Source organism: Mucilaginibacter phenanthrenivorans, from assembly GCF_024721155.1.
GTDB classification, from domain to species: Bacteria; Bacteroidota; Bacteroidia; order Sphingobacteriales; family Sphingobacteriaceae; genus Mucilaginibacter; species Mucilaginibacter phenanthrenivorans.
The window spans coordinates 47,291-60,414 of sequence record NZ_JAHVAP010000003.1; the positions used below are offsets into that span (position 1 = coordinate 47,291).

At 46.5% G+C, this 13,124-nt stretch carries 9 protein-coding genes; 1 reads left to right on the forward strand and 8 read right to left on the reverse strand.

All coding sequences use genetic code 11. The features are described 5' to 3' along the window. The first annotated feature begins 33 nt into the window (after positions 1 to 33). The gene (locus KXD93_RS06715) at positions 34 to 1,218 is read left to right on the forward strand and encodes an MFS transporter (protein ID WP_444700098.1); all 1,185 of its coding nucleotides are present in this window, start codon (positions 34 to 36) and stop codon (positions 1,216 to 1,218) included. Between the two features lie 69 nt (positions 1,219 to 1,287). On the opposite strand, the gene KXD93_RS06720 is transcribed toward KXD93_RS06715, so the two are convergent. The 8 genes from KXD93_RS06720 to KXD93_RS06755 form a co-directional block, all read right to left on the reverse strand. Further along, a complete protein-coding gene (locus KXD93_RS06720) occupies positions 1,288 to 3,564 on the reverse strand; it encodes a sensor histidine kinase (protein WP_258136187.1) in 2,277 nt (758 codons plus the stop codon). Between the two features lie 51 nt (positions 3,565 to 3,615). Next, positions 3,616 to 5,052, reverse strand: a complete 1,437-nt coding sequence (locus KXD93_RS06725) for a RagB/SusD family nutrient uptake outer membrane protein (RefSeq protein WP_258136188.1) — start codon at positions 5,050 to 5,052, stop codon at positions 3,616 to 3,618. 10 nt (positions 5,053 to 5,062) lie between these two features. Further along, on the reverse strand, positions 5,063 to 8,497 hold the full coding sequence (locus tag KXD93_RS06730; RefSeq protein WP_258136189.1) for a TonB-dependent receptor: 3,435 nt from the start codon (positions 8,495 to 8,497) through the stop codon (positions 5,063 to 5,065). Positions 8,498 to 8,532: 35 nt separating this feature from the next. Next, a complete protein-coding gene (locus KXD93_RS06735; protein WP_258136190.1) occupies positions 8,533 to 9,675 on the reverse strand; it encodes a FecR family protein in 1,143 nt (380 codons plus the stop codon). 88 nt (positions 9,676 to 9,763) lie between these two features. Beyond that, positions 9,764 to 10,357, reverse strand: coding sequence for an RNA polymerase sigma factor (locus tag KXD93_RS06740; protein ID WP_258136191.1), 594 nt, complete (start codon positions 10,355 to 10,357; stop codon positions 9,764 to 9,766). 446 nt (positions 10,358 to 10,803) lie between these two features. Beyond that, entirely contained in the window at positions 10,804 to 11,724 is a 921-nt protein-coding gene (locus tag KXD93_RS06745) for an alpha/beta fold hydrolase (RefSeq protein ID WP_258136192.1), read from the reverse strand. Between the two features lie 25 nt (positions 11,725 to 11,749). Beyond that, entirely contained in the window at positions 11,750 to 12,178 is a 429-nt protein-coding gene (locus tag KXD93_RS06750) for an acyl-CoA thioesterase (protein WP_258136193.1), read from the reverse strand. A gap of 108 nt (positions 12,179 to 12,286) precedes the next feature. Then, positions 12,287 to 13,069 (reverse strand): alpha/beta fold hydrolase, encoded by a 783-nt coding sequence (locus tag KXD93_RS06755; RefSeq protein WP_258136194.1) that lies wholly within the window; start codon positions 13,067 to 13,069, stop codon positions 12,287 to 12,289. Positions 13,070 to 13,124 lie beyond the last annotated feature (55 nt).

Here is a 13,124-nt window from a genome sequence, read left to right on the forward strand (position 1 = left end):
CAAACCCCAATACTTCCCTTTGCCGCAATAATCGTGGCTTCACTAGGCTATTTCGTTGATCTGTATGACCTGCTGCTATTCAGCATCGTACGCCTGCCCAGCCTCAAGTCGCTGGGGCTGACAGGCGCTCAAGGGACATCCACAGGCATATTCCTGTTGAATGTGCAAATGGCAGGTTTGCTGATTGGCGGGATTTTCTGGGGAATTCTCGGCGATAAAAAAGGCCGGCTTAATGTTTTGTTCGGTTCTATCCTGCTTTATTCCATCGCAAATATTGCCAATGGTTTTGTTACCGGCGTATCCGGGTACGCACTGTTCCGCTTCATTGCAGGATTTGGTCTCGCCGGGGAACTTGGCGCGGGCATTACCCTGGTGGTTGAATTAATGCCTTCGGCAAAGCGGGGGTATGCCACCACTATCGTTGCCGGCGTAGGCATTCTTGGAGCTGTGGCTGCCTACTTTGTGGCACAATTTTTCGATTGGCGGACGGCTTTCTTCACCGGGGGCGGACTGGGACTTTGCCTGCTGTTTCTGAGGATCAGCGTGGCGGAATCGCCATTATTTCGCCAGGCCAGCCAGCGTGTTGAAAAAAAAGGCCGGTTTCTTACTTTGTTCACCGATAGAAAACGCCTTTTCAAATACCTGTACTGCATCCTGATAGGCCTGCCGTTGTGGTTTGGCGTTGGGATACTGATCACCCTGTCACCGGAGTTCGGTAAAGCTCTTGGTGTAAAGGGACAGGTTAATGCCGGAGCTGCTGTCGCCTGCTGTTATGGCGCATCCGTGATCGGTGATATGGTCAGCGGCCTGCTCAGTCAGTATCTGAAAAGCCGGCTTAAGGTCGTTTACCTGTTTCTTACATTGACGGCGATCTCGATCGGCGCTTACCTGTTTTTGACTAACCTGAGCCTGTTACAGTTCTATCTGGTTTGTGGTTTTTTTGGTTTCTCTGCGGGATACTGGGTGCTTTTTTTGACGATCGCAGCAGAGCAGTTCGGTACGAATATCCGTGCAACAGTAACGACGACCGTACCCAACTTTGTAAGAGGAGCTGTAATTCCGCTTTCTCTTTTATTTCAATACCTGCGAAGCGCCTTCTCGGGATCCTTGATATACGCGGGACTCCTGGTAGGTTTGCTTACGCTGATCGTCGCGTTTTGGGCTGTAAGCAGAACCCGGGAAACTTTTACTGCAGACCTGGATTATCTCGAAGTTTGACCGGTTACCCACGGGCATGCTGAAAAATAACAGAAATTCATCGTTGATGCTGCCGTTTAACAAAGCCTGCTAATATGGGTAGGTGCCATTCTGCAAAGGTGCGAAAGAGGTACTTTCCGGATTGACAGGAACGCCGTTCTCAAAGCTGGCACCAGGATCACAGCTAACCATGATCCTGGTGCCGCTGTTGGTATCAAAGCAGATTTCACCACCAATGTCCTGGCAAAGGCCTTTCATCAGTTCAATGCCCAGTGATTGACTGTTTTTTGCATTGAAGCTGCGGGGGATTCCTATGCCGTCATCAGCGATCGTCAAAACAACCTCTGTTTGATATTGATAGAGCATAACTGAAATGGTGCCAAATCCTTTAGTTGGAAAGGCATATTTAATAGCATTCGTGACCGCCTCGTTAATGATCAGGCCAAAAGGGATCGCGTAGGAGACATTTAGAAAGATAGGTGCAATATCTGTATCAAAATGGATCTGATCGGAAATATCAAAGCTCCGTTCCAGATTAAAAATGAGTTCCGGAACATATTCAGCCATATTGATCGTCTTGATGTCATCTGAACGGTATAACTTCTGATGGATCAAAGACATTGCAAAGATCCTGTTCTGACTGGTTTCAATGGCTTTTAGTGCGTCGTCTTTCAGATATTTCGCTTGTGATTCCAGCAAACAGATCAGGGTATGCAGGTTGTTTTTGACACGGTGATGGACCTCTTTCAGCAACCACTCCTTTTCTTTGAGGAACTGCTGTAAGGTTTGATTTTTCTTTTGGATCTGTTGATTGCTCCTTCTGGCGGTCAGTGCCTGCCTGTAAAGCAGCCCGGCGATGATCAGGAGCAGGCAAGACCCTGCGATGATCCAGTTACGGGTACCCTCCGCATTTTTCAGGCTTGCCTTTTGCAGTATAGCCGCATTCTGCAACACAGAGATATCCTTATTTTTTTGTTCCGTATCAAATTTAATCTGCAACTCCTGCAACTGTTTATCTTTTGCCGTGTTAAAGATGGAGTCTTTTAATTTATTGCTTTTTTGCAGGTAGACCATAGCCTGGTGATAATTGCCCGCCGCTGAATCTGCCCTGAAAAGCGACAGGAAAATATCTTTCAGGTCGCTCATTGAACCCGCTGCCTGACCGTTTTCGAGTGCTTCCAGCAGATATGGTTTTGCAGCGGCGGGGCGGCCCGTCGACAGGTAGAAATTCCCGATCCTGTGATAGCAGGTTGCTACAACCACATCCGGGAATACATCTTTGTTGTGCGCTACCAGGTTAATCATATCCAGATAGTTTTTCTCGGCAGCTGCAGACATTTTAAGTGCATCATAGCAAATGCTTAGCTGAACCAGGTAAATTCTTTTAGTGGTCGGACTTAACGAGTTGATCTTTTTACGGTCAATAACGGCCAGCCGCAAAGCTTCTTCCGGCCGCCCCATTGCCAGCAGGACGTCTATCACACCTGTTTTTACAGCGATGATCAGCGCGAAGTTTTCGTTTGTGCGTAAAACGGCAGAATATGCTTTTTCATACCATTCCAGGCTTTCAGACAGATTGCCAAGATCTCTGTGGATCTTGGCAACCCGGCTGTAAAAGCCGAGTGCGTGTAGGGAATCGCTGCGGCTTTGCATCATCTTTACCGTCTGAAGGCCGTAAGCTAAAGCTTTTTGATACTGGCCTTTTTGAATATACAGATTACAAAGCAGGTCGTTGGCAAACAGCAGGTTAGTGTGCGATGCTTTTTGCTCCGGCCTGACCAGCCGCAGTAATTCAGTTTCTGCAAGATCAAAATGCCCCTGCTCGGCGTAAGTACGTGCAATGCACCCCCGGATATAGATCACAGATTGCAGATCGCCTGACTGTACCGCGATCGACAGGGCCTTTCGGTAACACCCAAGCTTAAATAAATTTGAACCGGGGTTCTCAGGTTGGTATAGGGCCAGTGTCTGCAATGCCCGGGATTCGTTATTAAGGTCACCGGCAGCGTGGCAGCGCTCAATGACCGGTATTAAAAGCTTTTTTACATCAAGCGTCGGATCTTTGTCCAGTTGGCGCTCCACAGATAAAATATCGATGCGGTCCTGGAATTTATTTATCTTGAAAACATGATTAAGCTGGCGTGCCTCGTTTAGAATTAATCCGATCATGTTCGTTCTGCTATCTTTTTGCACCGGCAGATCATTGAAGCTTTCTGCCAGGCCGAGCAGAGCGCCGATCTTTGCTGTATCCGCAGGCATCTTTTCCAGTTTTGCTAACAAATTCCGGGGGTTTTCCTCGGCGCTCTGCGCATGCAATACACTCGCCGGGCATATCAGTAATATAAAAATGATGATCTTAACTTTCATAGCGCGTACGTTTTTTCCCTGATCAGGATAGTCATAATTATTTTTTTAATTTCAATATCCCGGGTTTTGAGGACCTATATCCGGATTTGCCTGTAATTCACTTGCAGGGATCGGAAGAATATATTGCTGGCTCGAGGTGATCGTCGGTCTTAACTGGGTGATCGTCGCCAACGGTAACCGCAGCAGCGCCATCCAGTCCGCACCGTCCTCGCCGACGAGATTTCTAACGATCTCATAGTAGTTCTGCAATAACATTTCGTCAGTCGTGTTTGCTTGATCGATGGCTGAGAAATCTGTAACACCAGCCCTGGTCATTACTGCTTTCAGTAAAGTTTTGGCCTGGCCAAGGTTGCCGCCGGATCGGATCGTGGCTTCCGATTCCAGCAGGTATACTTCACTTAGCCGAAAAGCATAGGCGGTTTCCGATAATTGGGTCGGCATAGCTCCGTAAACAATATATTTCTGAAAATAATAAGTGTCAGGAGCAAGCGCGATGTAGAAGTTTTCTTTGCCGACCAGCCAGGCTCCCCTTGGATCACCGCCCAACAGATCTTTTAAGGACTTTTTGGTCACATAATAATTAATATTTCCCGGGTAATAGGTCCGGCTTAGATTTGTGAGCGCCTTTTCCTGACCGGTATAAGGCTGAACTCCCAGGATAACTTCGGAGCTGCCCAGGCCTTTTACATAGAAAATATCCTTTAGGTTATTCTCCAGCGTGTAGATTCCGGATTGTTTGATGGCTTCAGCCAGCGCGATCACCTGAACATAATCTCCCGCAGCCCCGCGGCTTATTAAAACGCGCATTTTTAATGCCATCGCTGCCCACCTGGTTGCGTAATAGTCAGGATTTGTTGCCGGTGCATTCGCAATGGCGAAATCAAGATCACTGATGATAAAATCATAACTCGCGCTGACATTGCTTCGCGGCCTGGCTATATTACTCACCGCAGAAGGCTGGTCCCGGATAACGATCCCGAACTTACTGGAAATGTCCCACCACTGGCCAAAAAAGCTTAATATGCGAAAATCAGCATAAGCCCTTAGAAAACGAGCCTCTCCAAGCATTTCATTTCGCCTGCTACCGGTAAAGGCACCGGCGCTGAGTTTGGAAATACCGCTGATCAGATCATTGGATGCTTCAACCAACTGGTAATTGTTATTCCAGATCGGCTGAACAAAAGGGCTGCTGGTTGTATAATTATTGGATTCCTGCGAATCTGCAATACCAAACCCATTGCCAAGGTAACCGGCGAAAACACTTCCCGGTAGTTCATGGTAGGTCCAATCCGTATAATTGCTGGCGTTTCCGTTCGCAAATCGAAAATAAGCGCCGTTCAACACGATTTGCGCCGTGCTTTCACCGGTTATCGCGTCCACGCCGACCACAGCATTCTTAGGCAGCATGCTCAGTTCTTTGGAACACGAGGTCAGCATGATCGCTGCAGTTACCGAGAGTACTCTTTTAATGATCGTTTTGTTGCCCATGTTTACTATTTTATAACCTCATCCTTAAACCAAAACTATATTGACGGGCGGTTGGATAGGACGCGTCATCGCTGTAACCGCCGATCAGGCTGTATGGATTATTACTGACTTCCGGATCCGGCCCCGGGTATTTTGAAACAATTAATAAATTATTACCGCCGAGGAAGATGTTAGCCTCATGTATGTGCAGCTTATCCGTAAATTTTTGCGGCAAATGATAAGTAAGTGTTAAAGACTTCAACTTAAGGTATGAGGCATTAAATACATCAAAGCTGGAGATGTCCTGCGAACTTCCGCTGAAGTTCAGGATCAGGGCCGGATTATTAGATCCCGGATTGGATGCACTGTAATGATCTAAGATCGCCGTGGTATGGTTTGACTGATCAGGCAAGCCCATGTCATTCTTCCGCGGAAGATACATCAGGTCACCTCCGTAGGAAAAGCTGAACAAAGTCGTCAGACTGAAACTTTTGAAGGTAAGCGTATTAGTGAGCCCGCCGAAGAATTTGGGTTCAGCGTGTCCGATCACCATATGTGCCGCAGATCCCGCATATGGCCCTGACTGGATCAATTGAAAGAGTGGTGATCCCAGCCGCAGATATGGGTAGGATTGATACGGATTGGTAGTGCTTTTGGCCATGGTTTTCAAAACGCCGATGTATTTGGTACCATAGATCGATCCTACCGGCTGCCCGACGGCTAAAACTGTATTTCCAAGATAGAATGCATTTGCCTGAACGTTATCAGTTGCGGGGCCGGAGAGCGGGTCAGAGAGTGTCTGATTCAATTTTAGTACTTTGGAACGGTTACCCGATATGTTCAGCGTAGTGTTCCATTGAAAATTCTTGTTTTTTATCATATCGCCGCGCAATTCAATTTCAAGTCCACGGTTATCAATGGTCGCATAATTTTGCAGCGCATTGGAAAAACCGGTGCTGGTCGGAACGGGTAATGCAAGCAGCAGATCCGTAGATCTTTTATCATAATAACCGATGCTCCCCCGAAGCCTGAAGTTGAAAAATGCGAAGTCAATTCCAGCATCTTTTTGCCGCGTGGTTTCCCATTTGGTCATGTCGCTGCCGAGTTTTGAGGCGACCAGGGCATTGTTCCCTGCATAGATAGCAGGGGTATAAAAGGTATAGAAAAGATTGTTACTGATGTTCTGTGTCCCGGTCAGCCCGGCACTTACACGAAATTTAAGCTCATTGAGCCAGGAAACATTTTTCAGGAAATCTTCCTCGTTGAGCAGCCAGGCCAAACCTCCTGAAGGAAAATAACCTACCCGGTTGTTGGCCGGGAATTTAGAAGAGGCGTCTGATCTGCCGGTGATCGTTAACAAATATTTTTCCCGGTAAGCGTAATTTGCCCGAAGGTAAAAGCTCAGCAACGCGCTTTGATCATTAAATTGACTCGATGGTAAGGCAACCGCTGCGGAGGAAAAACCTGCTACCAGATTGTCGTCGGGATAGCCTTCGCCGGAAGCAGAAAAAGTATTTGTTTTGGTTTGCTGCCACGATGTTCCCCCTAATAAGGTCAGCCGGTTAGCCGTATTGAATTTTTTTTCCCAGGTTAGGGTATTCTCGTAAAAAATGTCCGTTTCCTGCGTATGGCCTTGCGTGGATAGGCCTCCGGTTGACTGCAGGTCAGTAGAGTAAATATAAGCTGCATCAGGCACATAATTTTGCTGGCGGTAATGGGTATAGTTTAGGGAGACGGTGCTCTTAAAATTCAATGATTTTAGTATAGCATATTCCAAAGAAAATGAGCCTAAAAGCATTGCCGTGTTGGCATGATCTACTCCCTGCAGCAACGTAAAAGGGTTTTGATCACCTTGGGGGGCCGCCCCGGTTAAAAATGCCGGGATAAATTTCTTGGGTGATCCGTCCGGGTTATAAGGCACTAAATTAGGAGGTGCCAGCACAGCCGAGCTGTATACCCCGTTGCTGATATCATTTTTGGTAAAACCATAATCAAGGTTGGCGGATAACCGTATCCGTTTAGTGATGTCGTTTTCGAGATTTAGTTTACCTGCCACCCGGCTGAAATCTGTACCCAGCACTGTTCCTGTTTGATCCGTATAGGATATAGAAGTATAATACCTGGAATCCGAACCGCCCCCCCGGATACTTACATCAGCGTTTTGACTAACACCCGTGCGTGTTACCAAACCGATCCAGTTGGTGTTATTTTTAAAATAAGATGGTATATTCAGGATGGAATCTGCGTTTAGATTATGATAGGGTGCGAGCTCCTTGTTAAGGTTAGCAGCTCCTTCCTTGAGTATGGATTCATATTGGCTCCCATTAAGTACCTTCAGCGTTCTTGGCGTGCTGTAAGCCTGATAATAACCCGCCTCTACAATTGGTTTTTGATTCTTAAAGCCCTTTTTGGTCGTAATGATGACTACACCATTACTCGCTTTCGATCCATAGATAGCTGTTGCAGATGCGTCCTTGAGAATATCAATAGACACTATATCATTAATGTTTAAGCCTGCAAGCGTATTCAGTCCGCGGGCAAACGACGATCCGATAGTAGTTGCCGCAGAAGGATCAGTCGTTAGGTTTTCGACCGGGTTGACCAGGTCGGCTGCTGCCTGGATATACCTGTTCGCTATGTTAACCTGCACACCATCAATCACATAAAGCGGATCGTTTCCCCCGATGAGCGAGGCGCCGCCTCTTATCCTGATTTTAGCCAGGCCTCCCGGAGAGCCGTCTCCCTGTACGACCTGTACACCGGCTGCCTGCCCTGAAAGCGCCTGGTCAAAGGTGGTAAATGACGAATTTTTTAAATTTTCCATATTAACTGAGGAAACAGCACCCGTGAGATCTTTTCTTTTTGTTGAACCGTAACCGACCATAACCACTTCTTCAAGTTCGTTAACGTTGGGCTTGAGTTGAACGGTCAATTCATTGCCGTTTAAAACCGAAACATTGATAAATTGGGTTTGATAACCAACATAACTGATTTGTATGATAGCATCTCTGGCCAGGTTGTGGAGTATAAATCTGCCGTCCGGACCGGTCGCGGTTCCGCTTTGCGAGCCCTGAACGGTTACCGTAACGCCTAAAAGTGGATTGCCTTTTTCGTCAGTGACAACGCCAACCAGTGATTTAAAAAAGGATTTCAGTTTTTCAATCAGTCCGGAGGGTTTTTCTTTAATTACGACCGTTTTACTGCTGATGGTGTAGGTAACGGGTTGTCCGTCAAAGACCTTTTGAAGGACGTCCTCCAGTTTTGCTTTAGTTACATGTAAGGTAACCGGCTTGGCATCCTTCAGGTCTTCTTCGGAATATACAAAGTTATAGCCGGTCCGGGTTTCCAATTCCTTAAATACCTGCTTCAGTGAAGCTTTGTTAAGTGAAAGGTTGATTTGCTGTGCATAGGAAGATGCGCTGACCAGGATCATAGCTATTGAAATGAGAAGGCTGTTTTTTTTCATTGTAGATCAAATAGGTTCAAATCGAATAGCTGCTGTTATTTGGACACGATGATCAATCTTCCCTTGATATGGAACCGGACCTTTCCGGTAAGCTGGAGGATATTCAGATTTTCGGAAACGCTTTTATCCCGCAGGATCGTCCCGCCAAAACTGTTCTCTGGAATTTTTCCCTTGTATTCAATTTTCATATTATACCACCTGGCAATGACCCGCATAATATGCTGGATGTGATCATTTTGGAAAACGAAGCGGCCGTTTTTCCAGGCAATGGCTTCTTCCGTGTCCGATGGAACTACGGTGAAAGAATCCGGATCTAAGGCAGCCTGTTGACCGGGAGCCAGGTAGCGGATGGCATGATTTGCCGCAGCGGTCACCTTCACCCTGCCTTCCAGCAAAGTTGTTTTGACGGCAGGTTCGTCATCATAAGCGTTGATGTCAAAATGCGTACCTAACACTTCTACTGTTTGACCCTTGCTCACAACCCGGAAAGGCTTAAGCGGGTTATGCGCTACTTCAAAATAGGCTTCCCCATTTAATTCGACCTGTCGTTCGTTCTTTGTAAATGCAGTGGGATACCGTAACGATGAAGCAGCGTTGATCCACACTTTAGTTCCATCCGGCAATACCAATTGCTGGTTATTCGTGCCGCCTGGAATCACCAGCGTATTGTAGATCGAGGTTGCGTTACCGGCTATGTCCCCGGCGGCTTGATGGTAGCTTATCACACCATTCGCCGATCTGCTGATGGTACTTACGCCCTGTTCGGCGAGCAAACCTTTTTGGGAATTATTTAAGATGATCTTTTTCCCGCTGCCAAGTACCAGTATGGGATGATAGATAGCCGGTGTGTTTTCCAGTGCAAGATTTTCTGCCGGTTGCTGTTCAGTACTATAATATTTCAGGAATAAAAACGCACCAAAAGATAAAATGAACAATATCGAAGCGGCAACCGCAATGCGCGGCCAAAGCCTGTTTACCTTAGGCTGAACAGACAACCCTGCCCTGCGTTGTGTGCCGGCCCACAACTCACCCGCCAGATGATCAAAATTATCATCGTCTGAAAGTTTCCTTGTATTAGCTTCTTTAATGTACCAGTTTTCAATCAGCGCCCGTTCTTCAGGCCCGGCCGTATTGTCCAGATACTTCGCTATTAACCGATCAGCTTCCTGTTGATTCATTGTTTAAACCTTTACGAGGTGACATTTAAAGGAAAAACACATGAAAATAACCCGGGGGGTATCGGACCGTAAAATTTTTTGGCTTAACTTATTTCAGTAAAGATGCCAGCAAAAGCAGCATAGCGGTGCCTCCCGGCTCCTTAAGGTTGGCACGCAGTATTTTGAGCGATTTATGGACCTGCTTTTTTACGGTTTCTTCAGCGGTCCCTAAACTTTCAGCGATTTCTTTATGTGTTAAATTTTGTTTGCGGCTCATTTCAAATACCTGCCGCATCCTCGGCGGGAGCGCCTGGATCTCCCGCTCGATTGCTGCAAGCAGATCACGTTCTTCCAGCTGATGGAGTGTTGCTTCACTGGCTTCGTTGGCAAATGCTGCTATCGAACTTAAATAATCACTTCGAAATTTGCGCTGACGGATGCTGTTCAGTACCAGGTTGCGCGCCGTAACATATAAGTAACCTGCCAGATTATGCTGCTCAGGAATTCTTTCTGCTTTCGTCCATAAGCTGCTGAATAGCTCCTGCAGGATATCTTTGGACTCGTCTTCATCCCTGAGCATCTTAAAGATATGGCCATATAATATCCGCCAGTAGCGGCGATAGATCTCCGTATAGGCCATACTATCCCTGGACCGCAGCAAATTGGCTAGTTCAGTATCACTATAAGAAGTATATGCTATCATTTTTGATAAACAAATATAAATAATAGATCAGTTAACGGGAAATCGATGTCTATTGACTGGCCTCCATCTGTTTACCAAATGATTTAAAGGTGAATGCACTAAGATTTAAAGGCATATTTTCAAATCTTGAGGCGTTATTTTATAAATAATAACTGGTTTGCAAACTCACCTTTCGATCGGGAAAAGCGTCTTACCTCAATTTGAAATTTGAGATACGCGGCGGAAATAGATGGCCGGCCATCAGCACTGGTCTGCTTTTGGGATGTGTACCTATCAGAGCGGTTTCAAGCCGCCCTAAGCGGTGTATCTTGAACCGGTAATTGCATAGTTTGACGGATATAATATTCTGAAGCTTAGCGCATTTTTCCAGATCCCGGAATATTTAGCCGTTATTAAAAAGCCGGACAACGCCGGCCATTTAATATTTCAACGGCCACTATTAACGATCACTGTTTCGTTTGTTGCTGCAATCCCAGTTCATTGAACCACAGTTCACACTGCTCGTTAAATGCCCTGGGCTGTTCGATCCATGGAAAATGGCCGCAATCGTCAAGGATCACCAGCTTTGAAGAAGGTATATGCGCACGGATCCTGACTGCCTGCGTCATCGGGTCGCAAATAAAATCATCATCGCCTGAAATGATCAGTACAGGCGCCTTGATCTGGTGTAATTCCGGGAGCAGGTTTTTTCCCTGGAAACCCATAGCATTGACATACCCGAAGACCTGGTCGTTAAATTCAAGGTTACTGAATATTTCCTTTGCCTTTTCTGGTTCATGAAAATAAAAGCAACCCATCGTATCAATGATCTCCCTCAGTGTCTTTGGAGCCTTGTCGCTACCCATAATGCTCATCAATGCTGACGCTTTTTCATAAACAGATGGGTTGTTCACGTAATAAGGTTCATCCTTTTTGAACGCTATTCTTTTCATCAGTTCCGCGCCTCTCAATGCATCGGCTGCTGCGATGGCGTCTATGGAAATGATCCCTGATAAATGATCGCTGTGGCGGATTCCGTATTCCAGTACCTGGTGCCCTCCGCCGGAATGCCCGGCGACAAAAATTTGAGGCTGATCGAGATACTCCCGCAGGGCGTCGATATCCGCGACGAAGTGTTCGAGCGTATATTGTTCCGGGTCTTCAGGACCGGTTGATTGACCGCTGTGCCTGGTGTCAAAATAAACCATCGTAAAATACTGCTCAAAAATAGTTAGCGGCCGGATATAGTCAACGGACGGCCCCCAACCGGGTGAAGGCAACAGCAGCACGGGCCCTGCGCCGGCGACATGGTAGTGAATAACGATATTGTTTACTTCCGCGAAATGCTCTCCGGTAGAAAGTTTGGTTAATTGTTCGGACTTTTTCATTTTTTGCTGTTGTTGATTTTTCGTGTTATACCGCCTGCAAGGCATCGAGTTTGGGCGCGTCCGTGATCTTTTCAAGTACTGAATCCGGCAAATAGGGCCTGCCTCCGATGGCAGGTATGCAGGTACCGGAGAAAACGGCCCGTGTCATGATTTTTTTATTTAACAAGATGGACTGTTTGAAATGGAGCTTAGGCAGACCTGCCTGATCGGCATATAACGTACAGGTGACGGTAAATTCATCTCCTTTTTTTAAGGACCTGATGAAACTGATGCTATAATTGGATAGCACCATGAAAACGCCGTTCCTGGCTTCTGCCTCGAAATCGAAACCCAGGACTTCCCTGATAAAATCGTGTCTGCAGTGTTCCATATAAAAAGGATAATAGAGGCCATCCATAATGTCCTGCACATCTATATGCTCATCCTTGGCCACGTAAGTTTTTGAATATTCCATGATTATGCTTTGTGGGTTTCAGCTGGCAAATATATTGGAGCCTGTCCGCTGCTCAAATCCCCTATTTCGGGGATTTGAGTGGTTTAAATTGCTTTTGAAATTTTTGCTTTAGAGACAGTTTTCAGTAAACTCGCTGATCAGTCTAGCCATTGCTGAAGGCTGGTCAAGTTCTGCGCAATGGCCTGCATCCTGAATTTTAAAGATCTGATTTTTCCATAGCGGCAGCTCAGTACGTTTAAGGTAGTCCGTTTGAACGATACGTTCCTGTTGCCCATAAACGACCGCAACGGGGATTCCGGCAGCGGTCAGGTTGGCGATCTTATCGATTTCCGGAGGCTTGCTGAGCGACTTTCCTAAATAGGCTCTCAGGTTCGGATCTGTAGACCTGTAAACGCTTTTATAATGATCTTTGACCGCCTTATCTGCCCGGAAAATGAAATTATCCGTCAGTTCGTCGATCTCCTCGTCAGTGGCATCGGCTTTGAATGCGGCGGCTACCGATCTTCCCGGCTGGACCATGTCTTTGACGGTAATGTTTTTAGATGACAGCATCGCGCCAGACAGGAATGCGCCTTTACAGGCTGAAGGGAAAGGATTCATTCCGCTTATAATGCTGGTACCAAGCGATGTGCCGACCAAAACATAAGATCGGTCGCTGTATTGCTCAAGAAACTCACGCAGATGAAGCGCAAGCCCTTGAGCGGAGTAATCTGCTTCAGGGTTGGTGCTGGAAAAGGACCTGCCGTGCCCTGGAAGGTCCACCATTATTCGGGTATAATCAGTGAGCCAGGGGTGCTGAATAACTTTATCCCAGGTATGCAGGGACTGCGAATTACCATGGATAAAAATAATGGTCTTTTGACCGTTTCCGGTTATTTCACTGTATAACATGAGCTATATCGGTTAAGTATACGTCTGTTTTAATTCATTTTTTGAGCTATGGCCG